16 protein-coding genes are annotated in these 21,863 nt (G+C 71.9%); 1 reads left to right on the top strand and 15 read right to left on the bottom strand.

What is annotated here, in order from left to right:
* Together pbpC and ACYVO7_RS02920 are read right to left on the bottom strand one after the other, a co-directional pair.
* Positions 1–2,121 (bottom strand): penicillin-binding protein 1C, encoded by a 2,121-nt coding sequence (pbpC, locus tag ACYVO7_RS02925; RefSeq protein WP_460448336.1) that lies wholly within the window; start codon positions 2,119–2,121, stop codon positions 1–3.
* Positions 2,122–2,131: 10 nt separating this feature from the next.
* The gene (locus ACYVO7_RS02920) at positions 2,132–7,360 is read right to left on the bottom strand and encodes an alpha-2-macroglobulin family protein (protein ID WP_460448547.1); all 5,229 of its coding nucleotides are present in this window, start codon (positions 7,358–7,360) and stop codon (positions 2,132–2,134) included.
* A gap of 130 nt (positions 7,361–7,490) precedes the next feature.
* Between ACYVO7_RS02920 and ACYVO7_RS02915 the strand changes: the two genes are divergently transcribed.
* On the top strand, positions 7,491–8,942 hold the full coding sequence (locus ACYVO7_RS02915) for a trypsin-like peptidase domain-containing protein (protein ID WP_460448335.1): 1,452 nt from the start codon (positions 7,491–7,493) through the stop codon (positions 8,940–8,942).
* A gap of 6 nt (positions 8,943–8,948) precedes the next feature.
* On the opposite strand, the gene purU is transcribed toward ACYVO7_RS02915, so the two are convergent.
* The 13 genes from purU to urtB all read right to left on the bottom strand — a co-directional run bounded on the left by purU (position 8,949) and on the right by urtB (position 21,757).
* Positions 8,949–9,845 (bottom strand): formyltetrahydrofolate deformylase, encoded by an 897-nt coding sequence (purU, locus tag ACYVO7_RS02910; protein ID WP_460448334.1) that lies wholly within the window; start codon positions 9,843–9,845, stop codon positions 8,949–8,951.
* A 118-nt stretch (positions 9,846–9,963) separates the two neighbouring features.
* Entirely contained in the window at positions 9,964–10,539 is a 576-nt protein-coding gene (locus ACYVO7_RS02905) for a HupE/UreJ family protein (protein WP_460448333.1), read from the bottom strand.
* Positions 10,540–10,604: 65 nt separating this feature from the next.
* On the bottom strand, positions 10,605–11,225 hold the full coding sequence (gene ureG / locus ACYVO7_RS02900; protein WP_460448332.1) for an urease accessory protein UreG: 621 nt from the start codon (positions 11,223–11,225) through the stop codon (positions 10,605–10,607).
* Positions 11,226–11,320: 95 nt separating this feature from the next.
* The gene (locus ACYVO7_RS02895) at positions 11,321–12,079 is read right to left on the bottom strand and encodes an urease accessory protein UreF (protein WP_460448331.1); all 759 of its coding nucleotides are present in this window, start codon (positions 12,077–12,079) and stop codon (positions 11,321–11,323) included.
* A complete protein-coding gene (locus tag ACYVO7_RS02890) occupies positions 11,994–12,686 on the bottom strand; it encodes an urease accessory protein UreE (RefSeq protein ID WP_460448330.1) in 693 nt (230 codons plus the stop codon). Before ACYVO7_RS02890 ends, ACYVO7_RS02895 begins: the two co-directional genes overlap by 86 nt.
* A gap of 49 nt (positions 12,687–12,735) precedes the next feature.
* Entirely contained in the window at positions 12,736–13,929 is a 1,194-nt protein-coding gene (locus ACYVO7_RS02885) for an MFS transporter (RefSeq protein ID WP_460448329.1), read from the bottom strand.
* A gap of 141 nt (positions 13,930–14,070) precedes the next feature.
* A complete protein-coding gene (gene ureC, locus ACYVO7_RS02880) occupies positions 14,071–15,783 on the bottom strand; it encodes an urease subunit alpha (RefSeq protein WP_460448328.1) in 1,713 nt (570 codons plus the stop codon).
* Positions 15,784–15,797: 14 nt separating this feature from the next.
* Complete coding sequence (locus ACYVO7_RS02875; protein WP_460448327.1) at positions 15,798–16,418, bottom strand: urease subunit gamma; 621 nt, start codon at positions 16,416–16,418, stop codon at positions 15,798–15,800.
* 13 nt (positions 16,419–16,431) lie between these two features.
* Complete coding sequence (locus ACYVO7_RS02870) at positions 16,432–17,277, bottom strand: urease accessory protein UreD (protein WP_460448326.1); 846 nt, start codon at positions 17,275–17,277, stop codon at positions 16,432–16,434.
* 246 nt (positions 17,278–17,523) lie between these two features.
* Complete coding sequence (gene urtE / locus ACYVO7_RS02865) at positions 17,524–18,219, bottom strand: urea ABC transporter ATP-binding subunit UrtE (protein WP_406855952.1); 696 nt, start codon at positions 18,217–18,219, stop codon at positions 17,524–17,526.
* A 1-nt stretch (position 18,220) separates the two neighbouring features.
* Positions 18,221–18,985, bottom strand: coding sequence for an urea ABC transporter ATP-binding protein UrtD (urtD, locus tag ACYVO7_RS02860; RefSeq protein ID WP_460448325.1), 765 nt, complete (start codon positions 18,983–18,985; stop codon positions 18,221–18,223).
* Positions 18,986–18,989: 4 nt separating this feature from the next.
* A complete protein-coding gene (gene urtC, locus ACYVO7_RS02855; protein WP_460448324.1) occupies positions 18,990–20,156 on the bottom strand; it encodes an urea ABC transporter permease subunit UrtC in 1,167 nt (388 codons plus the stop codon).
* On the bottom strand, positions 20,153–21,757 hold the full coding sequence (urtB, locus tag ACYVO7_RS02850; RefSeq protein ID WP_460448323.1) for an urea ABC transporter permease subunit UrtB: 1,605 nt from the start codon (positions 21,755–21,757) through the stop codon (positions 20,153–20,155). The genes urtC and urtB overlap by 4 nt, the downstream gene beginning before the upstream one ends.
* Between the last annotated feature and the right edge of the window lie 106 nt (positions 21,758–21,863).

Below are 21,863 nucleotides of genomic sequence, written 5' to 3'. Positions count from 1 at the left end.
CTATTCCAGCCGCACCATGACGCTGTCGGTGGCTCCCGCCGCGTCCATGACGGAGACGCGGGCGAACCCCGCGCCGTCCGGTTTCCAGGCGCCCTGCCGTCGGCTGTCGGGCTCCCCGACGGGCCGGCCGTTCACCAGCCAGATCAGCGGCGGCGTGCCGCCCATCGCCTTGAGGGTGAGGCTCGCGTCGGCCGCCGCGCCCGCCGCGAGGCCGAGATCGACGCGCGCGCCATCCGGCGGGAAGGCGATCTTGAGCGGCGCGCCCTGGGCGGCGAGGAGCGGCCGAGAGGCCTCCCGGCGCAACCGGCGCAGGGGCGGCGGCAGGCCCAGATTCGTCGTGATCAGGGCGTCGCGCGGGGCCGGGATGGATTCGGGTTCGCCGCCCAGCCGCGAAAAGGCGTCGAACAGGATCGGCGCCGCGACCTGCCGGCCGATGAGGCCGGGCACCGCTGCGCCGTCGGGACGGCCCACCCACACCCCGATGGTGACGCGGCGGTCGAACCCGACCGCCCAGGCGTCGCGGTAGCCATAGGAGGTGCCCGTCTTGAAGGCGAGCCGCCCGGCGGGGGCGTTGGCCGGGGGCGGCGCCCCGCGCAGCACGTCGTACACGTACCAGGACGAGACCGGCTCGGCGATGCGGCCCCCCGGGTCCGAGGCCGGCGCCCGGTCCGCGTTCCACGCGAGCGGGGGCGCCTGCCCGCCTCGCGCCAGCCCGACATAGAGGCGCACCAGGTCGGTGAGCCTGACGCCGAGTCCGCCGAGGCCCACGGCGAGGCCCGGCGCCGCTTCCTTGGGCACGACCAGGTCCGCCCCGGCCCCGCGCAGGCGCGCCAGGAAACGGGCCGGCCCGACATCGGACAGGAGCTCCACGGCCGGGACGTTGAGGGACAGCTGCAACGCCCGGCGGGCCGTCACCGAGCCCTGGTAGGAGAGGTCGAAATTCTCGGGCGCATAGAGCCCGAAGCGCGACGGCCGGTCGTCCAGGATGGTCTCCGGGTGGGCGAGGCCGGCCTCGAAGGCCATCGCGTAGATGAAGGGCTTGAGGGCCGAGCCCGGCGACCGCACGGCGTTGGCCATGTCGATCGCCCCCGCCCGCTCGGCGGAGCCGTAGTCGGCGGCTCCCACATGGGCCCGGACCTCGCCGGTGGCGTTGTCGACCGCCAGGATCGCCACCGACAGGCGCGGACCGAGCGCCTCGGCGCGCTCCCTGGCGAGGCTCTCCAGAGCCGCCTGCGCCCGGGCGTCGAGGGTGAGGCGATGGATGCTCTTGGCCGGATCCAGCCGCACGGCCGCTTCCGCGGCGTGGGCGGCCAGCAGCGGAACGGCTCGGCGGCCCGTGGGGGACGGCTCCTGGCGGGCCAGGGCGGCTTCCGCCCGTCCCAGCGCCCCATGCGCCACGGCGCGGTCCAGGACGCGGTCGCGCGCCGCCCGGGCGGCCTCGGGCGAGCGGTCCGGCCGCCGCGTTTCGGGCGACTGCGGCAGCGCGACGAGCAGCGCCGCCTCCGCGGTGGTGAGCCGCTTCGGCTCCTTGCCGAAATAGCCGAGCGAGGCGGCCCGCAAGCCCTCCAGATTGCCCCCGTAGGGGGCGAGCGAAAGGTAGAGGTCGAGGATCTGGTCCTTGCTGAAGCGGGCCTCGAGCTGCACGGCCCGCACCGCCTGCCGCAGCTTGGCCGCAAGCGTCCGCTCCTCCCGCGGCTCCAGCAGGCGCGCCACCTGCATGGTCAGCGTGGAGCCGCCCGACACCACGCGGCCGCGCCGGACCGCCTGCCACGCCGCCCTCGCGAAGGCGCGCCCGTCGAGGCCGCCATGGCTGCGGTAGCGCCGGTCCTCGTAGGCGGTCAGGAGCGTGATGAAGCGGGGATCGACCTCCGCCACCCGGGTCGGCAGGCGCCAGCGGCCGTCCGGGGTCGTGAAGGCGCGCAAAAGCCGCCCGTCCCGGTCCGTCACGGTGACGGAGCCATCCCCGACATGGGACAGGTCCAGCGGCCCGAGGCGGTCCACATAGGCCCAGAGCGCCAGCGCGGCGAGACCCGCCGCCGCGAGCGCCGCCAGCCCGCCCCGGACGAGGAGCCGCCCCGGCCTCGTCCGGCCTCTCCTCACGGCCGCGTCGGGCGCGCTCACACGCGGCTCCTCACCGGGCCGCCGTCACCTCGAGGGAGCCATGGGCCGTCCGGCCGAAACGATCCGGGCGGTACATGTCCTCGACGGTGGCGGGCGGATGCACGAAGCGCCCGGGCGAGACGGCCCGTGCCATATAGGCGAGGCTGAACACCGCGAGCTGGTCCGGCGACCGGTCGATCGCCGCCGCGAAGCGGTCGTCCCTGTATTCGGAGGCTGCGGGCTCGACGTCCCGCTTCAGCCAGGAGAGGCCCTGCAGGGCGTCGCCGTCGACGAGCTTCGGATTGTCGATCTCCAGGCCGGCCGGCAGCATGTCGACCAGCAGGAGGCGGGCGTATTTCGCCTCCGGCTCGGTCACCTTCAGCACCACCACCAGCCTGTCGTTCTGCCGCAGCGTGGCGGGCTCCACCTTGGTCCCGTCGAGCTTGTAGTAGCTGCGCTCCACCGTGTAGCCCTGGCTGGCGGCCGGCTCCGGCGTGGAGGGCGCGCCCGACAGCGTGATCACGGCCTGGGACGGAACCTGCCCCGCATTGGCCACCGTCACGGGACGCCCCTCGAGCGCCTCGCCTTTCCAATTGCGGAACAGGGCGCCCGGGCGCGGCGCGCCGTCCACGGTCAGGCGCAGCGTTTCGGCGTCCTTGGCGAGGCCCTCGGCCGCCAGCACCATCCAGGCGTTCTCCTGCGTGCTCGTATGGGTCGTGGCGCTGCGCGCCTCGTCCACCACCGCGCTCGCGCGCTGCAGCAGGTCGCGCCCCTGGCTCGCCTCGGCGGCGAGGGCCAGGATCCCGGCCCCGTCGCGCAGCCGCGTGCCGTAGTCCGGCCGCGACAGCCGGTCGTCCCTGAGGCCCCGGATGGCGTCGACGGCCGACGTGAAGGCCGACTGGGCGCGTCCCCGGTCGCCGAGCAGCGCCAGCGCGGCCGCCACCTGGGCGCGCGCCAGCGGCGACCCGAAGGCGTTGAGCTTCGTGTCGGCGAGGTAGCGAAGATCGCCCATCACAGGCCGGCCGTTGCGGGCCAGCACATAGATCGCATAGGCGAGCTCCTGGCCCTTGCCCTGCTCCACCTCGGAGGCGTTGGCGACCGTGTTGCGCAGCCGGTCCAGCGCGATGTCGAGGGCTTTCTGGGGCACCGCGAATCCGCGCTCGCGCGCCCGGGTGAGGAAGTCCGTCACATAGGCGTCGAGCCAGGCGTCCTCGGATCCGCCGACCGACCACAGGCCGAACGCCCCGTTGGCGTCCTGGCGGGACAGCACGCGGTCGATGGCGTCGCGGATGCGGTCGTCGGTCCTGTCGTCGAGGGCCAGGGCCTCGGCCCGGGCGAGCTTGTTGACATAGAGCAGCGGCATCGCCCGGCTGACGACCTGCTCGGAGCAGCCATAGGGATAGCGGTCGAGGGCCTGCAGCAGCGCCGGGACGTCGATCGCCCCCGCCGGCGAGACCGCCAGCGAGACCGACGCCGTGCCGGGCACGAAGTCGGCCACGAGGTCGTTCGACACCGTGAGGCTCGTTCCGGGGGGCAGCGGCCGGACGATGCGCCTGTAGACCGCGCCGGCGCCGGGCTGAACCCGGATGGCGAAGCTCTGCGTGGCGTCGAGCCCCGGCCCGGTGAGCCGCAGGTCGACGCCCGCCGGGCCGACGCCCGTGGCCGTGACCGGGATCACGACGCTGGTCCGGCCATTCGCCTCCAGCTTGACCACGGAGCGCGTCGCCGCCGCCGGGATCGCCAGCGGACCTCGGATGTCGAGGTCGATCGTGTAGTCTCCGGCCGGCCCTTCCACATTGTCGATTTGCATGAAGAAGCGCGACTGGTCGCCGAGATTGAGGAAGCGCGGCAGCGTGCCCGCGACCACCACGGGATCGCGCACGATCACGTCGGCGGTGGCGCTCCCGACCCGCCCCTTGGCCCAGGCCGCCGCCATCACCCGGACGGACCCGTTGAACCCCGGGATGTCGAAGGACACCTTCGCCTCGCCGTCCGGCCCGACCCTGACCACGCCCGAGTAGCGCGACACCGGCTCCTGGGTGGGCGGGCTGGCGTCGCCCGACAGGGCCGCGCTGTCGCCGCCCGACCGGATGGCGCCCCGGACGCCCTGCATCCCGTCGATCAGGAACCCGTAGAGGTCCCGGATCTCGGTCCCCATCTGGCGCTGGCCGAAGAAGAAGTCGAACGGCCGCGGCGCCTCGTAGCGCGTCAGGTTGAGGATGCCGACGTCGACGGCCGCGACCGTCACATAGGCCTCCTCCCCGGCCGACAGCCCTGCCAGCCTGATCGGCAGCTCCAGCTTCTGGCGGGGCCGCATCTTCTCGGGCGCGCCGAGCGACACCCCGATGCTGCGCGCGTCCCGGTCCACGGCGAACCAGGCCACCCCCAGAGCGCGCCCGGGCAGGCGCTTGGCCGCGACGTCCAGCGGCCGGTGCGCGAGGGCCACCACATAGGCCCCGGCGCCCCAGTCCGCCTTCACGGGGACGTCCACGGCGTTCTCGCCGGCCTTCACGTCGACCACGGTCAGCTCGCGCACGCTGTCGCTGACGACCGCCACCGTGGCCTTGCCGGCGAAGCGCGGCGCCAGCTTGAGCCGCATGGTCTCGCCCGCCCGGTAGGCCGGCTTGTCCAGCGAGACCTCCAGCATGTCGGGCGTGTCCGCGGTGGCGTCCCCCGACCACCCGACCGTGAAGGTCACGCTGGTGTCGCCGCCTTCGCCCCCGCCGCGCAGGTCGAGCCGGTAGCTGCCCCACTGCACCGGGATGCTGAGCCGCGCCGGCTGGTCGGCCGCCACGTCGATGGCTCCGTCCGCGATGCGGCGGGCGGACTTGACCGCCTCGTAGTTCCAGCGGCCCTCCTGGTTGAACCACTGGTAGCGGCGCTCGACCTTCTGCAGGGTCCATTGCAGGCCCTTGCGGGCCAGCCTCTGGCCGTCCGGGCCGGCCATGACGACGTCGAAGGTCGCCGCCGCGCCCTCGGCGAGGTCGCCGAACAGCTTCTTGACGGCCGGGACCGGCCCCTTCGGGCGGATCGGCAGCGTGACGGACCGCTCCACCGCGCGTCCGCCCGTCTCGCCGACCCGCAGGGTGATCCGCGCCTGCACGGGCCGCGGCGCGGCGACGTCGGGAAGCGCCACCGTCACGGCGGCGCGCCCCCGCGCGTCGGTGACGGCCTTGTCCTCGATCTCGCCCGAGACGTTCTCGAAGGGTTCGTCCTGCAGGCCCACCACATAACCGTCGAGGCCCGGCAGCGCCGGCCCTTCCAGCGGCTGGATGCTGTATTCGCCGGTGACGTCCAGCTCGGCTCCGGGCGCGCCGTAGAGATAGCGGGCCGCCACGTCGATCTGCGCCGGCTCGCCCGAGCGCAGGCTGGGCTGGCGCGGCTTCAGGTCGAGCTCGATCCGCTCGGGGACGTAGTCCTCCACCAGGAAGGAGACCTCGCCCAGCGCCGGCGCCTTGGGGTCCGCAAAGGCCTGGACCCGCCAGGATCCCCGCGCCGCGCCCGGGAGCAGGGGCAGCGAGAAGGCTCGCCCGCCCAGCCCCTGGTCCTCGACCACGGCGCGCTTGTACTCGACGCCGTCCGGCCGCTTGGCCACCAGCGTGAGCGGCAGCCCCGGCATGGCGACGCCCTTCAGGTCGCGCAGCAGGGCGGTGACGTTGACGGTCTCGCCCGAGCGGTAGACGCCGCGCTCGGTGTACAGCATCGCGTCGAGCGCCCTGGGGGCGACGCGGCCCTTCACGCCGCGGTCGGTGAGGTCGAAGGCCGCCTGGCCGAGATCCAGGAACCCGTAGTCGCCCTTGGAGTCGGTGGCGACCACCAGGCTCGGCGCCAGGCCGCCCTGGCCGCGCGCGAGGCCAGGGTCGAAGGCGACATGGCCGAATGCGTCGGTGGGCCGGGTCGCCAGGATCTCGTTGTTGCGCGCCACCAGGCGCAGCTCCACCCCGCCGAGCGGTTCGGCGCTGGCCAGCGAACGCACCAGCACGTGCACCCCGTCCTCGCCCGAGAAGGCGGTCAGGCCGAGGTCCGACACCACGAACCACTGCGTGGCGCGCAGCGCGTAGTCGTCCTGGTCGTTGGAGTCCGATCGCTCCCCTGCGGGCCTGGCCGTCATCACATAGACGCCGGGCTCGAGCTTGCCGACCGCCTCCGCGACCGGGAAGGCCGTGACCACGTCGCGGTTCAGCTCCATGGCGGTGTCGAGCGTGCCGCTCCAGATCTTGACGCCCTCCTCGTCGGCGATCTGTTTGGCCCGCGTCCCGCCGATCTGCGACAGAAAGTCCTCGGAGCGGACGGTCGGCAGCAGGCTGCGGTCTCCGATGCGGGAGATCGCGACCGCCACCTTGGACGTGTTCACCGAGACGACCGGCACGCCTTCCTGTCCGACGCGCGGCAGGACGTAGTTCTTGCCGGTGAAGCGCACCTGCGGCGACCGGTCCCGCACATAGATCTCGTAGTCGGCCGACTTCAGCAGCGTCTCCTCCACCGAGGAGGGCAGGCCCTGGCGCAGCACGACGGCGTAGCGCTCGCCATGCTTCAGCCCGTCGACGCAAAGCTGCCGGCCGTCCGCCGTCACGGCCGCGTTGGCGCTGCCCGACACCGCCACGAAGGGCGTGAAGTCGACCTTCCCGCGCGCCAGCGCTTCGGAGAACTGGAAGCAGACGCGCGGCGCCGACGAGTCGCTGTCCACCTTGTAGTCCAGGATCCGGAAGCCGTATTTCTCGCGCATGGCTTCATAGACGGGCCGGACCTTCGCGTTGTCGGCGATCTGCAGGCTGGTCCGGTAGGCGTCGAGCGCGGAACGCCAGCTCTCGCGCGCGCCATAGGCTTCGCCCAGCGCCGCGAGGGCCGCGGCTTCGTCGGGCCGCGCGGCGGCGCGCTGATAGGCCATGTAGGCCGACGCGGTCGCCCGCTCGGTCAGGCGCCACCTTTCGCTGGCGTCCTTCGGGTCGGTCGCGAGCGTCGCCCGGGCGTAGGCCAGCCACGACGCCGCGTCCCGCGGATCGAGCGCCAGCGCCTGCGTGAGCAATCCGAGCGCGCGGCGGGCGTCGCCCCGGCCCAGCAGGGTTGCGGCCTCGCGCCGGAGCTGGTCCGGTTGCTTGCCTTGCGCGGCGGCGGCGCCGTCCTTGCGGATCTGCTCCTCGAGCCGGACCGCTTCGCTGGCCAGGTCATCCCGGATGAAGCTCTTGGCGCTCTGGGCCCAGGCCGCCCCAACGGTCGAGAGCGCCAGGGAGAAGGCCAGCACACGGGCCAGGTGAAGCATGACGACGCGCATGGGCTCTCTCCGGACGGTGGCGCTACAGCCTAGCATCTCGCCACGCGTGCGTAATATGTGGAACAACATACAATCACGAATTGTAGCGGCGGGAGCCGCCGCGCCGGAGCCTCGTCGCATGCCGCATCGTCCCCGCTTTTTCGCCGGTCCCGCGGCGGTCCTGGCTCTGGCCGCGGTTCTCGCGCCCTGGACGCCGGCGCCGGCCCAGACCCCGCCGGCGGCGCCAGCGCCGTCCGCCAGGCCGGATCCAGCCTACGAGGCCGCGAAGGCCGCCTTCGACCCGCTCCCCGAGGCGGATCGCAAGGCCATTCAGGAGGCCCTGATCTGGACGGGCGATTTCTCCGGCGCGGGCGCGGGAGGGTTCGGGCCGATGACCTACCGGGCCATCGTCGCGTTCCAGAAGCGCCAGAAGGCCGCGCCGGACGGCGTCCTGCAGGCCCGGGACCGGGCCGAATTGCTGGCCGCCGCGGACAGGGCGCGGCAAGCGGCGCGCTTCGTCCGGCTCGTCGACCCCCGCAGCGGGGTCCGCATCGGCGTGCCGCAGCGCTGGCTCGAGAGGTCGCAACCGGTCCAGGGCGGAACGCGCTATCTCTCGGCCGACGGCGCGATGCTGCTGGAGACCTTCAGCCTGCCCGGCGGCGAGGCGGATCTCCCCGCCCTCTATGATCGCTACAAGGCGGACGGGCCTGGGCGCAGGACGACCTACAAGGCGCTGCGGCCGGACTGGTTCGTCACCGCGGCGGATCTCGACGGCCGCAAGACCTACACAAGGGTGTCCAGCGGGTCCGGGGGGCTGCGCGGCTTCACCTTCACCTACCCGGTCGCGGGCGGCCCCGAATTCGACCGCCTCGTCATCGCCGTGGCCAACAGCTTCGAGCCCTTCCCCGCGGCCCCCGCCAGGCCGCTCGCCCCGGCGACGGCCGGCGTTCCGTCCCAGCCCGCCTCGCCGCAGGCTGCGGCGCCCGCGGGTCCGCTGGCCGTCGCCGCGCCTGCGCTGGCCGGATCCGCCGTGGCGGTGGGAACTGGCCGCCTCGTCACCGCGGCGCGCCTGGAGGGCTGCCAGGCGCTGAGCGTCGCCCGCAAGCCCGCCCGCGTCGTCAAGGAGGACAAGGCCGCCGGCCTCGCGCTGCTCGAGGTTCCGGGATTGCGGCCCGCCTCTGCGGCGCTCGCGGCCGCGCCGCCGGAGGACGCCGCCTCGCTGGTCGCCCTCGGCTATTCGGGCTCGCCCGACCCGCAGCTCTTCGTCATGCCGGCGCAGGCGCGGGTGGTCGACGCCTCCACGCTCAGAGTGTTCGCTGGGCTGCAAAAGGGCGCCGGGGGAAGCCCCGCGTTCGACCGCCAGGGCAAGGTGGTCGGCCTCGTGGCCGGAAGCGCGCCCGAGCCGCGCCTCGTCGCCGGCGTGGCGCCCCAGACGAGCTGGCCGATGGTGAGCGCCGCCGCTGTGGCGCGCTTCCTGGGCGAGGCGATTCCCGCCGCGCCCACGGGGGCGGCGGAGCCGCTCACGGCCGGGCGGATCGCCGCCTTCGCCAAGGCGTCGGTGCTGCCGGTCGAGTGCCAGAAGGCGCCGTGAGCCCGCTCAGCCGGTGAACACGACCGTCTTGCGGCCGTTGAGGATCACGCGGTCGTCGAGGTGGTCGGCCAGCGCCCGCGCCAGCACGCGGCGCTCGATGTCCCGGCCCTTGCGGACCAGGTCCTCCGGCGTGTCGCGATGGGTGATGCGCTCCACGTCCTGCTCGATGATCGGACCCTCGTCGAGGTCCGACGTGACGTAATGGGCCGTCGCGCCGATCAGCTTCACGCCGCGCTCATGCGCCTGGTGATAGGGCTTCGCGCCCTTGAAGCCCGGCAGGAACGAGTGGTGGATGTTGATGCAGCGGCCCGTCAGCTTGGCGGCCAGCCCGTCCGACAGGACCTGCATGTAGCGCGCGAGCACGACGACCTCGGTCCCGGTGCTCTTCACCAGCTCCCAGAGCTGCGCCTCCTGCTCCATCTTGGTCTGCCGCGTGACGGGCAGGCAGTGGAACGGGGCGTCGCCGAAATCGAGGCGCCCATAGGTCTCGCGCGGATGGTTGGACACGATCGCGGCGATGTCCATGTTCAACTCGCCATTGCGCCAGCGGTAGAGCAGGTCGACGAGGCAATGGTCGAACTTGGAGACGAGCAGCATGACCTTGCGGGGCTCATTGCGCGCCCGGACCGTCCAGTCCATCCCGAAGCGCTCGCCTACCGGCTGGAACGCGGCCCGCAGCTCCGCCGCCTGGGGCCGGGCCGAGACGGCGTTGAACACGACCCGCATGAAGAAGCGGCCGGTCTCGACGTCGTCGAATTGCTGCGCGTCCAGGATGTTGCAGCCCGCCTCGAACAGCAGCGTCGAGACGGCGGCCACGATGCCGGGCCGGTTGGGGCACGAGAGCTTCAGCACGAAGGCGTCGGGCGCCTCGGCGGCTGCGGGGACGGGGGACTCGGAGGTCATGGCGTTCAGGGTTCCGGCCGCGTGGTCGGGCACGACCTACCGCGAGGCGCGCCATCCTGCAACGCAACATAACGGCCGCGGCGGCCCGGACTGGCCCCAAACGGACGAAAGCCTTGCTTCAGCCGACCAGCAGCGCCGCCCCGGCTGCGGCGACCCCGAGGCCGATGGCGCGGCCCGCGAGGGGCGCCGTCCGGACCATCAACGCCGCGAGGCCGATCCCCGCCGCGTGCAGCAGGGCCGTGGAGACGATGAAGCCTAAACCGAAGGCAAGTCCTGCCGCATCCGTAGGCGTTTCGGCGCCATGCGCCTGGCCGTGAGCCACCGCCAGGGCCGCGCAGAGCGCAGCGCCGACCGCGACCGGCGCCCGGACGCCCCAGGCGACCGCGACGCCCAGCACCGCGACCGAGAGGGCGACGCCCGCCTCCGTCCAGGGCGGCGCATGGCCTGACGCGGACGCCGCCGCCGCGAGCGCCATGGCGCCCAGGAAGGACAGCGGCCAGGCCCAGCGCGCGGCGCCGCCGACGAGGCCGGCCCAGACGCCCACCGCCGCCATGGCGAGGAGATGGTCCAGCCCCGAGACGGGGTGCCACAATCCCGCCGCCAGCCCGTGGACATGCGGCTGCGCGCCGGTATGCGCCAGCGCCGGCGAGACGAGGGCCAGGACGAGGAGGGGGGCGAGACGGATCGGCGACATCAGGTTCTCCAGGCAGGGCTGCGGGCGCATTCGTTTCTGGGCGGGATGCAAGCGGTGGGCCGGAGCTAGGCTTTCAGCCCGCCGGCGGTCTCGATGAATTCGGCGACGACGTCCACGCCCTCGCCCGAACGGACATTGGTGAAGGCATAGGGGCGATCCCGGCGCATCAGCTTGGAATCCCGGTCCATGACGGCGAGGTCCGCGCCCACGAAGGGAGCGAGGTCGATCTTGTTGATGACCAGCAGGTCCGAGCGCGTGATGCCGGGGCCGCCCTTGCGGGGGATCTTCTCGCCGCCCGACACGTCGATGACGTAGACGGTGATGTCGGCGAGCTCGGGCGAGAAGGTCGCGGCGAGGTTGTCGCCGCCCGACTCGATGAGGATCAGGTCCAGATTCGGAAAGCGCCGGCGCATCTGTTCGATGGCGGCGAGGTTCAGCGAGCAGTCCTCCCGGATCGCGGTGTGCGGACATCCTCCCGTCTCGACCCCCATGATGCGCTCCTCCGGGAGCGCTCCCGCCACGATCAGGAGGCGGGCGTCCTCCTTGGTGTAGATGTCGTTGGTGATGGCGCAGAGATCGTAGACGTCGCGAAAGCGCTTGCAGAGCGCCTCCATGAGCGCCGTCTTGCCCGATCCGACCGGCCCGCCGATGCCGACGCGCAGGGGGCCATGGGAGGTGGGTGTCATCTGCATCTCCGGACGCGTGGGGCCGGGCCGGGACCCGGCGGTTGTGAGGCGCGGCCATCCACGTCCCGTGCCAAGCCGAGCCGGGCGGGCCGGGCTCAGGAGCGGAACAGCCGCGAATACTGGGTCTCGTGCCGCAGGGACGCGATGTCCGACCGGTACGCCGCACCGCCGACGTCGTCCAGGCTGGACGCCGCCGCGAAGGCGGCCGCCGCGCGCACATGCGGCAGCATGGCGGCGATGATCTTCTGGCCGTCCGTCTGCCCGATCGGGCCGAGGCGCACGACGGCGGACACGACGTTGCCCACGAAGGCCAGCAGGGCGGCCTCGAGCACGGCGCCCAGCGGAGCGCCATGGCCCGCAGCCGCCACCCCGAGGGCGACCGGATAGGCCACGTCGTCGTTCCACGCCGCGGCGAAGCTGTCGACGGCCGCGCAGGGCCAGGCGGACCGGACGGCGATCATGAAGGCGTTGCCCTGCGCGGCCGCCTCCAGGCGCCGCTCCCGGGAGGGCTGCAGGGCGAGGGCGAGCTCCGCGACGGCGCCCAGCGCCCCCATGTCGCCGGCGGACGCGGCCCGATGGGCGGCCGCCAGCAGGACGGCGTCGTTTCGGCCCGATCCGGCGTCGAGGAGATCGGCGATCCAGGCCTGCGCGCTCGCGGCGTCCGAAACCTGCCCGGTCTCCACGGCCCATTCGAGGCCGTGCGAATAGGCGAAGGCGCCGACCGGAAAGGCCGGCGACAGCCAGACCAGCAGCGGCAGCAGGCCGGACTCAGCCACGCGGGGGCTTGCGGGCCGGGCCGCCGTCATGCGCATGGCGGTGAGAGTGGTCGTGCGCGTGGTCGTGCGCGTGGTCATGGCCGCACCCGCATCCCGGCCCATGGTCGTGCGCATGGGCGTGAGCCGACGCGGACGCGTGGCTCTCGGCGTGCGCATGGGCGTGGGCCGCCGCGCCGTGGTCGTGGCCATGCCCCTCATGCTCGTGGTGGTCATGCGCGTGCGAGCCGTGCGCATGCGCGTGCGCCGCGGCGGCCGCCTCGTAGGCGCCCCGCTCGGGCTGGAACGGCCGCTCCACCGCGGTCGCCTCGGCGCCGAGGCCGCGCACCATCTCGACCAGCACGTGGTCGTCCTCGATCCAGAGGGCGTCTTCGCCGATCTCGGCGGGGGTGTGCCGGTTGCCGATATGCCAGGCGATGCGCATCAGGCGCTTCGGGGTGGCGGCGCGGATCTCGATGAGGCGCTGGGCGGCCGCCTGGACGCGGACGAGGCTCCCGTCCTCCAGCCGCAGCGCGTCGCCGTCGTTCAGCACGGTGGCCTTGTCGAGGTCGAGCAGGAAAGCGAGGCCCTTCTCGCCCGTCAGGGCGACGCGGCGCCGATGCCGGCCCTCGTGGTCCAGCGTCACCGCATCGACGACGCGGTCGGCCTTCACGGCGGGCTTGCGGACGACGGCGGTGGCGCGAAGCATGGATCCAACTCCGATGGCGACTGTCGTGGTCCTAGCACGCGCGGCGCGCTTAGGCATCCGCCCGATGGCGCCGGATGATGAGGCCGATCACCGCCAGCGCGACCGCCGCCAGCGCGGCGAGCACGCCGGCCATCAGGATCCCGGCGCTGACGCCGAAGCGCTCCGTCACGATCGAGAACACCAGCGGGGCGACCGCGAAGGAGAAGTTCTGCACCGGCGCGATCTTGCCCAGATAGGACCCGTAGATCGCCGATCCGAACACCCAGAGCGGCAGCGCCACGCGCGTGACGCCGAGCAGGCCGGAGCCGACGCTGTAGATCAGGATGAAGGCCGTCGCGCCCGCCGCCGAGCCCTTCGTGGCTCCGATGAGCGCGAAGGAGAGGGTCATCACCACCGCGGCGAACACCGCCGAGCCGATCGGGGAGACCCGCCGGCCGAGCATGAATTCGACCAGCCGCGCCAAGACCTGCAGGGCCCCCATGGCGGAGCCCAGCGTGAGGGCGAGGCTGGGCGACATGCCGACGTCGCGCAACAGCTCCACGATGTGCAGGGACAGGCCCCAGGACACGAAGCCCGAGCACGCGAAGGCCGCCATCATGGCGAGTACGACGGGCCGGAACCCGCTGGGCTTCACCACCGGCGGGGCGGCGGTCCCGGATCCTGCGCCGCCCCCCATCGCCCTGCGGCGCGGCAGGACCCAGCCATGCAGCGGCGCGCAGACCAGCACATTGACGGCGGCGTAGAGGACGCACATCCAGCGCCAGCCCATCAGCGCCTCCAGCCAGACCGTGATGGGCCACGCGATCGAGGACGCGAGGCCGGTGATCAGCATGAGGACGATCATGCTCTGGCGGGCGTTGTGGCCGGCGAGCTGCGCGATGGCCGTGAAGGACGGCAGGGTGAGGGCCAGCGTCGTCGAGAATCCGAGCGCCAGCCAGACGAGGGCGTAGCTCACCGGGCCGGCGACGAGCGCCAGGAGCCCGATCGACACGCCGGTCAGCAGCGAGCCCAGGGTCAGGAACGGCGCCGCGCCATGCCGGTCGAGCAGACGGCCGAGCGCCGGCGAGATCAGGCCGGAGACCACCAGCATGATGGTCACGCCGCCGAAGATGAATTCGGGCGAGACCCCGATGTCGGTCGCCATCGTCCGGCTGATCACGCCGGGCAGATAGAAGGTCGATCCCCAGCCGATGACCTGCGTGACCGCCAGCACGGCGGTCGCGCGTCGAATCTCCTGAGCCATCCCGTCCCCGACGCGGGCGGCCTTCGCGGCGCCGCCCCAGCGTCCCAGGCTTATGCGGGCGGGAGCGAGCCGGCTAGCACGGATGCGGCAACGCAGGGCGGCGATGCGCGCCGGTCAAGGCTCGCCGGCGGCCCGGGAGGCTCAGAACAGGAAGTAGCGCTGAGCCATCGGGAGCTCCGTGGCGGGCTCGCAGACCAGCAGCTCGCCGTCCGCCGTCACAGCATAGGTCTCGGGGTCGACCTGGATGTCGGGCGTGGCGTCGTTGTGGATCATGGACGCCTTGGAGATGCCGCCGCGCACGTTCTCGACCGGCACGAACTCCTTGGCGACGCCGAGCTTCTCGCGCAGGCCGTCCTGCATGGCGGCCTGGGAGACGAACACCACCGAGGAGGCCGTCAGCGCCTTGCCGAAGGCCCCGAACATCGGCCGGTAGTGCACCGGCTGCGGCGTCGGGATGGAGGCGTTCGGGTCGCCCATCGGGGCGGCCGCGATGGAGCCGCCCTTGATCACGACATCGGGCTTCACGCCGAAGAACGCCGGCGACCACAGCACGAGGTCGGCCAGCTTGCCGACCTCGACCGAGCCGATGTGCTTGGAGACGCCATGCGCGATGGCGGGGTTGATGGTGTATTTGGCGATGTAGCGCTTGGCCCGGAAGTTGTCATTGCCCGAGCCGTCGCCCTTCAGCGAGCCGCGCTGCTTCTTCATCTTGTCGGCGGTCTGCCAGGTGCGGGTGACGACTTCGCCGAGCCGGCCCATAGCCTGGCTGTCGGACGACATCATCGAGAGCGCGCCGAGGTCGTGCAGGATGTCCTCGGCCGCGATGGTCTCGCGCCGGATGCGGCTTTCCGCGAAGGCGAGGTCCTCGGGGATCGACGAGTCGAGGTGGTGGCACACCATCAGCATGTCGAGATGCTCGTCGAGCGTGTTCACCGTGAAGGGCCGCGTCGGATTGGTGGAGGAGGGGAGCACGTTCTTCAGCCCCGCCACCTTGATGATGTCCGGCGCATGCCCGCCGCCCGCGCCTTCGGTGTGGAATGCGTGAATCGTGCGGCCCTTGAAGGCCGCCACCGTGTCCTCGACGAAGCCCGACTCGTTCAGCGTGTCGGTGTGGATCATCACCTGCACGTCGTGGTCGTCCGCCACGTTGAGGCAGTTGTCGATGGCGGCGGGCGTGGTGCCCCAGTCCTCGTGCAGCTTCAGCGCGCAGGCGCCGGCCTTGACCATCTCGACCAGCCCCTCGGGCCGGGACGCGTTGCCCTTTCCGGAGATGCCGAGATTGACCGGGAACGCGTCGAAGCTCTGGATCATGCGGGCGATGTGCCACGGCCCCGGCGTGCAGGTGGTGGCGTTCGTGCCCGCCGACGGCCCCGTGCCGCCGCCCAGCATGGTGGTGACGCCCGACATCAGCGCGTGCTCGATCTGCTGCGGGCAGATGAAGTGGATGTGGCTGTCGAAGCCGCCGGCCGTGAGGATCTTGCCCTCGCCGGCGATGATGTCGGTCCCCGGCCCGATCACGATGGTGACGCCCGGCTGGATGTCCGGGTTGCCGGCCTTGCCGATGCCGGCGATGCGGCCCTCCTTGAGGCCGACGTCGGCCTTCACGATCCCCCAGTGATCCAGGATCAGCGCGTTGGTGATGACCGTGTCCACCGCCCCGGCCGCGTTGGTGATCTGCGACTGGCCCATGCCGTCGCGGATGACCTTGCCGCCGCCGAACTTCACCTCCTCGCCATAGACGGTGAAGTCCTTCTCGACCTCGATCACCAGCGACGTGTCGGCGAGCCGCACCTTGTCGCCCGTGGTGGGCCCGAACATGTCCGCATAGGCGGCGCGGGAGAGTTTGGTGGCCATGTCGTCTCTCCCGTTCAGAGCTTGCCCATCACGTCCTGGCGGAACCCGTAGACCTCGCGGGCGCCCGCCAGCGCCACCAGCCGGACCTCGCGGGTCTGGCCGGGCTCGAAGCGCACGGCCGTCCCGGCCGGGATGTCGAGCCGCATGCCGCGGGCGCGGGCCCGGTCGAAGGAGAGGGCCGGGTTCGTCTCGAAGAAGTGGTAGTGGCTGCCCACCTGGATGGGCCGGTCGCCCGTGTTGGCCACGGCCAGCGCCACCGTCTTGCGGCCCTCGTTCATGATCACGTCGCCGTCGAGCGTCGTGACCTCGCCGGGGATGTTGGCGCCCGATGCGCCGCGGATGGGGTTGTGCACGGTGACGAGCTTGGTGCCGTCCGGGAAGGTGGCCTCCACCTGCACGTCGTGGATCATCTCGGCGATGCCGTCCATCACCTGGTCGGCCGTGATGACGTGGGCGCCGGCCTCCATGAGGTCGGCGACGGAGCGGCCGTCGCGGGCGCCTTCCACCACGAAGTCGGTGATCAGCGCGATGGCTTCAGGGTGGTTCAGCTTCACGCCGCGCTCGAGGCGCCGGCGGGCGACGTTGGCCGCCATGGCGATCAGCAGCTTGTCCTTCTCGCGCGGGGAGAGGTTCATCGGACGATCTCGCTCAGCATTGCCAGACCCGCGGCAGCGGGCCGGATCGGAATCCGGACAGGAAGGCGGCCATGTCGGCCCGCAGCACGGCCGGCGACTCGGCCGCGAAACGCAGGCACAGCATGCCGTTCCAGGCGCTCGCGCCGCAATCGGACTTTGCGCCCTCCAGCGCCGCGCGGGCCTCTTCGATGCGGCTTTCCGCGTCAGGCGCGAGGTGCAGCACGGTTGCAACCGCCCGCGCGCCGCCGCCCAGCGCCGGCCGGGCGAGCATGTGCGCCAGAGAGCCGTCCAGCCGCACCGCTTCGGCGAAGACGAGGCGCCCGCCGCGCCGGATCTCCCAGCGGTCTTCGAAGAGCCCCTCGCCGAGCGTCTCGCCCGAGGCGACGCGGCCGAACACCACGGTCTCGGCCAGCGTAAGGCTGGCGTCCGCCGCCATGGCGACCTTCAGCCGGCGGCGCAGGCGCGAGCCCGAAAACAGGATGGACTCCTGCGGCAGCCAGGACAGGCGCGCGCCCTCGGCCAGATCGATCGCGACCGCGATCTCGGCCGCGGCGCCGTCCGACCGATAGACCTTCTCGGCCGACTGGGTGGTCAGCACCGCCTCCGCGCCGGTGTCCAGCGCAAGGGAGACGTCCAGGCGGTCGCCGCCCGTCATGCCGCCGCCGGTGTTGATCAGCACGGCTTCGCAGGCCGCCGCCTTGGGGAATTTGAGCCGATAGCCGCCCGCCTCGCGCAGCGCCATGGCCCGCGTGCCGCGCCCGGTCGGGGCGAACCGCGCCGTGATGACGCCGGAGGCCCGGACGTAGGCTGGAAGGGCGGCGACGGGAGCGCCGATATCGGGATGGGGGTCGCGCAGCATCAGGCGCCGCGCTCCGCCGCGATCATCCCTTCCCTGCAGGGGAGGGTGGACGGCGCGAAGCGCCGGACGGGTGGGGCCTTCGGCAGGCGAAACGCTGCGACGTCGAAGCCGGCGCATCCCTGCGGCCGCCGCCCCACCCACCGCCTGCGGCGGTCCCCCCTCCCCTCGAGGGGAGGGACGGCGCACCGCCATTGCGGCTGGGATGACGCAGGCGCCAGCCAAGCAGCGTCGTTCATGGCGTCCGCCTCACACCGAGAGATGGCGGCGCACATCGGTCTCGACCATGTCGGCGCGGGCGCCGGCGAGCACGATCTGGCCGCGGTCCATCACCGCGAACGTGTCGCAGAGGTCGCGCGCCCATTCGAAATACTGCTCGACGAGGAGGATCGCCATGTCGCCTTTCTGGCGAAGATAGTCGATGGCCCGGCCGATGTCCTTGATGATGGAGGGCTGGATGCCCTCGGTCGGCTCGTCCAGCACCAGCAGCGCCGGCCGGGTCACCAGCGCGCGGCCGATGGCGAGCTGCTGCTGCTGGCCGCCCGAGAGGTCTCCGCCCCGGCGGTTGAGCATGTCCTTCAGCACCGGGAAGAGATCGAAGATCTCGTCCGGGACGAAGCGCTGGGCGCGCGGCAGCGGGGCGAAACCGGTCTCCAGGTTCTCCTTCACGCTGAGCAGCGGGAAGATCTCGCGCCCCTGCGGCACATAGGCGATGCCGCGCCGCGCCCGGTCATAGGGGGCGAGGCCGGCGAGGTCGGCCCCGTTCCAGGCGATGCGCCCGCGCTTGATGGGCTGCACGCCCGTGATGGCCCGCAGCAGGGACGACTTGCCGACCCCGTTGCGGCCCAGCACGGCCGTGACCTGCCCGGGCTGCGCCTCCAGGGAGACGCCGCGCAGGGCCTGAGCCGCGCCGTAATAGAGGTCGATCGCCTCGATGGAGAGCATGTCAGCGTCCCAGATACACTTCGACCACGCGGTCGTTCGTCGACACCGCGTCGATGGCCCCTTCGGCCAGCACGGATCCCTCGTGCAGGCACGTCACCTTGCAGCCCAGCGCCCGCACGAAGGCCATGTCGTGCTCGACGACCACCACGGCGTGGTCGCGGGCGATGGTGGCCAGCAATTCGGCGGTCTGCTCTGTCTCGTGGTCGGTCATGCCGGCGACGGGTTCGTCCACCAGCAGCAGCTTGGGGTCTTGCGCCAGCAGCATGCCGATCTCCAGCCACTGCTTCTGGCCGTGCGACAGGTCCGCCGCGAGGCGGTGGCGGTGATCCTTGAGGCCGATCGTCTCCAGCACCTGGTCGCGCTCTCCGGCGGTGACGCGGTTGCGCCAGCCGAACAGCGACGAGGCGGCCGTGCGCGGGCCCTTCATGGCCAGCAGGATGTTGTCGTCGACCGTGTGGCTCTCGAACACGGTGGGCTTCTGGAATTTCCGCCCGATCCCCAACTCCGCGATGGTGGCCTCGTCCAGGGTCGTGAGGTCGACCTTGCCGTCGAACAGCACGTCGCCGGAATCCGGACGCGTCTTGCCGGTGATGCAGTCCATCATGGTGGTCTTGCCGGCCCCGTTGGGGCCGATGATGGCGCGCATCTCGCCATGGGCGATCACCATGGAGAGGTTGTTCAGCGCTCGGAAGCCGTCGAACGAGACGCTGACGCCGTCCAGATACAGGATGGACTGGGTGAGTTCGGGGTTGGTGACGGACGACATGGGATCACTCCGCCCCGGCCGGCTGCGGGCCGGGATCGACGCCTTGCTCTGAGGCCAGCGCCTTGGTCGAGCGCGCCTCCGCGCGGCCCTTGCTCCAGGACGTCATCGTGCCGACGATGCCCTTGGGCAGGAACAGGGTGACGACGACGAAGAGCGCGCCGAGGCCAAAGAGCCAGATTTCCGGAAAGGCGCCGGTCAGCCAGGTCTTGGCCCAGTTCACCAGCACGGCGCCCAGCGCCGCGCCGACCAGCGTGCCGCGCCCGCCGACCGCCACCCAGATCACGGCCTCGATGGAGTTGGCGGCCGCGAACTCGGACGGGTTGATGATGCCGACCTGCGGCACGTACAGCGCGCCGGCGACGCCCGCCATGCAGGCCGACACCGTGAAGGCGAGCAGCTTGTAGCGCTCCACCCGGTAGCCCATGAAGCGGGCGCGGCTCTCCGCGTCGCGGATCGCGATCAGCACCTTGCCGTAGGCGGACGTGACGAGCGCGCGCGACACCAGGTAGCCCAACGCCAGAGCCGCGACGGAGACGACGAACAGCCCCACGCGGGTGCTCTGCGCCTGGATGTTGAAGCCCAGGATGTCCTTGAAGTCGGTCAGGCCGTTATTGCCGCCAAATCCCATGTCGTTGCGGAAGAAGGCCAGCAGCAGCGCATAGGTCATCGCCTGCGTGATGATCGACAGGTAGACGCCCGTGACGCGCGAGCGGAAGGCGAACCAGCCGAACACGAAGGCCAGCAGGCCGGGGACCACCAGCACCATCAGCATGGCGTAGGGAAAGTGCTGAAAGCCGTACCAGGTGACCGGAAGCTCCTTCATGTTCAGGAAGACCATGAAGTCCGGCAGGATCGGGTTGGCGTAGACGCCGCGGGTCCCGATCTGGCGCATCAGATACATGCCCATCGCGTAGCCGCCGAGGGCGAAGAAGGCCCCGTGGCCCAGCGAGAGGATGCCGCAATAGCCCCACACCAGGTCGAGCGCGACGGCCATCAGGGCGTAGCAGAGGTATTTCCCGAGCAGCGACACCGCATAGGTCGGCACATGGAAGGCGGAGCTGGCCGGCACGGCGAGATTCAGCGCCGGCACCAGGATCGCGGCGGCCGCCAGGACCAGCAGGAAGACGCGGCCGCGCACGTCCAGGTCGGTGAGGAGCTTGGAGGCGATCATGCTTCGACGGCCCGACCCTTGAGCGCGAACAGGCCGCGCGGACGCTTCTGGATGAACAGGATGATGAAGATCAGCAGCAGGATCTTGCCCAGCACCGCGCCCGCGAAGGGCTCCAGGAACTTGTTGGCGATCCCCAGCGTCATGGCCGCCACCAGCGTGCCCCACAGATTTCCGACGCCGCCGAACACCACCACCATGAAGCTGTCGACGATGTAGCTCTGGCCGAGATTGGGCGAGACGTTGTCGATCTGCGAGAGCGCCACCCCGGCGACGCCGGCGATGCCGGAGCCGAGCGCAAAGGTGAGCGAGTCGACCCAGGGAGTGCGGATGCCCATGCAGGACGCCATGCGGCGGTTCTGCGTCACCGCGCGCATCTTCAGCCCAAAGGACGTGGCCTTGAGGACGAAGAGCAGGGCGGCGAAGACGGCGAGGCCGAACACCACGATCCAGAGCCGGCCATAGGTGATGGTCAGCCCATGGAAGTCGAACGCGCCCGACATGAAGCCCGGCGCGCCGACCTCGCGGTTGTTGGCGCCGAAGATGGACCGGACCGTCTGCTGCAGGATGAGGCTCACCCCCCAGGTGGCCAGCAGAGTCTCCAGCGGGCGGCCATAGAGGAAGCGGATGATCCCGCGCTCGATGACGATGCCGACCGCGCCCGACACCAGGAAGGCGAGGGGCAGCGCGATCGCCAGCGACCAGTCGAACAGGCCGGGGAACTTGGTGCGCAGCGCCTCCTGCACCACGAAGGTGGTGTAGGCGCCCAGCATCACCATCTCGCCATGGGCCATGTTGATGATGCCCATCACGCCGAACGTGATGGCGAGGCCGATCGCGGCGAGCAGCAGCACCGAGCCGAGCGAGAGGCCGTACCAGACGTTCTGGACCGAAGAGAGCAGCGCGATCCGCCGCTCGATCGTGGCGGCCGCGGTCTCGGCCGCCACCTTGACGATCGGCGTGCCGTTGGCGCGAAGCGCGGCCAGGAGGGACACCGTGTCCTGGTCCCCGCGTTCGGCCATGACGTCGATGGCGGCGACCTTGTCGGCGTCGCTGGAGTCCGCCTTGGACAGGATCGCGGCGGCCCTGGCCTGTCCTAGCGCGCGCTTCACGCGGGGGTCGGCCTCCTTGGCGAGCGCCGCGTCGAGCGCCGGCAGCGCGGCGGCGTCGCGGGACTTGAACACCGCCTCGGCGGCGGAGAGGCGCTTGGCGGGGTCGGGGTTGAGCAGCGTCAGCGATCCCAGCGCCGCCTCGATGGCGCGCCTGACGCGGTTGTTGACCCGCACGGTCTTGAGCCCGGAGGGCGGGGAGGCGGGGGCGGCGCCGGTCCTGGCGTCGATATAGGCGCCGTTCGCCGTCTTGATGAAGACGGCCTTGTCGGCGGGCGAATAGGCGAGGGCGCCGTCGGTGAGCGCCTGCAGGGCGGCGGCGGCCTTGTCGTCGCCGGTGCCGGCCAAGTCCGCGACGGCGGCTTCGATCTCGGCGAAATTCTCGGTGGCGATGCGCGCGAAGGCGGAGTCGAGGTCGGCCGCGCGCGTCGGGAGCGGCGCAAGCGTGGCCAGGGCCAGCCCGAGCAGGGCGAGGATAAGACGCGCGAACCGCATCGGGTGGACCTTGGTGACGGGGGTGGGGAGCGGGAACCGCGGGCCGTCAGGTCCGCGGTCCGGGAGGCGTCGTCATCCCCGACGCGCCGCAGGGCGGCCGGGGATG

The organism is Alsobacter sp. SYSU BS001988 (assembly GCF_054796215.1).
The sequence above is the reverse complement of the archived record's forward strand: the minus strand, read 5'-3'. Positions and strand labels throughout refer to the sequence as shown.

What these genes read in the sequence shown, in the direction of transcription:
- ACYVO7_RS02920 (WP_460448547.1), bottom strand. Translation starts at nt 7,360, where the DNA reads ATGCTTCACCTGGCCCGTGTGCTGGCCTTCTCCCTGGCGCTCTCGACC.
- ureG (WP_460448332.1), bottom strand. Translation starts at nt 11,225, where the DNA reads ATGACACCCACCTCCCATGGCCCCCTGCGCGTCGGCATCGGCGGGCCG.
- ACYVO7_RS02870 (WP_460448326.1), bottom strand. Translation starts at nt 17,277, where the DNA reads ATGCTGCGCGACCCCCATCCCGATATCGGCGCTCCCGTCGCCGCCCTT.
- ACYVO7_RS02890 (WP_460448330.1), bottom strand. Translation starts at nt 12,686, where the DNA reads ATGCTTCGCGCCACCGCCGTCGTCCGCAAGCCCGCCGTGAAGGCCGAC.
- ureC (WP_460448328.1), bottom strand. Translation starts at nt 15,783, where the DNA reads ATGGCCACCAAACTCTCCCGCGCCGCCTATGCGGACATGTTCGGGCCC.
- ACYVO7_RS02885 (WP_460448329.1), bottom strand. Translation starts at nt 13,929, where the DNA reads ATGGCTCAGGAGATTCGACGCGCGACCGCCGTGCTGGCGGTCACGCAG.
- urtE (WP_406855952.1), bottom strand. Translation starts at nt 18,219, where the DNA reads ATGCTCTCCATCGAGGCGATCGACCTCTATTACGGCGCGGCTCAGGCC.
- ACYVO7_RS02895 (WP_460448331.1), bottom strand. Translation starts at nt 12,079, where the DNA reads ATGACCACGCGCACGACCACGCGCACGACCACTCTCACCGCCATGCGC.
- purU (WP_460448334.1), bottom strand. Translation starts at nt 9,845, where the DNA reads ATGACCTCCGAGTCCCCCGTCCCCGCAGCCGCCGAGGCGCCCGACGCC.
- ACYVO7_RS02915 (WP_460448335.1), top strand. Translation starts at nt 7,491, where the DNA reads ATGCCGCATCGTCCCCGCTTTTTCGCCGGTCCCGCGGCGGTCCTGGCT.
- urtD (WP_460448325.1), bottom strand. Translation starts at nt 18,985, where the DNA reads ATGTCGTCCGTCACCAACCCCGAACTCACCCAGTCCATCCTGTATCTG.
- ACYVO7_RS02905 (WP_460448333.1), bottom strand. Translation starts at nt 10,539, where the DNA reads ATGTCGCCGATCCGTCTCGCCCCCCTCCTCGTCCTGGCCCTCGTCTCG.
- urtB (WP_460448323.1), bottom strand. Translation starts at nt 21,757, where the DNA reads ATGCGGTTCGCGCGTCTTATCCTCGCCCTGCTCGGGCTGGCCCTGGCC.
- urtC (WP_460448324.1), bottom strand. Translation starts at nt 20,156, where the DNA reads ATGATCGCCTCCAAGCTCCTCACCGACCTGGACGTGCGCGGCCGCGTC.
- ACYVO7_RS02875 (WP_460448327.1), bottom strand. Translation starts at nt 16,418, where the DNA reads ATGAACCTCTCCCCGCGCGAGAAGGACAAGCTGCTGATCGCCATGGCG.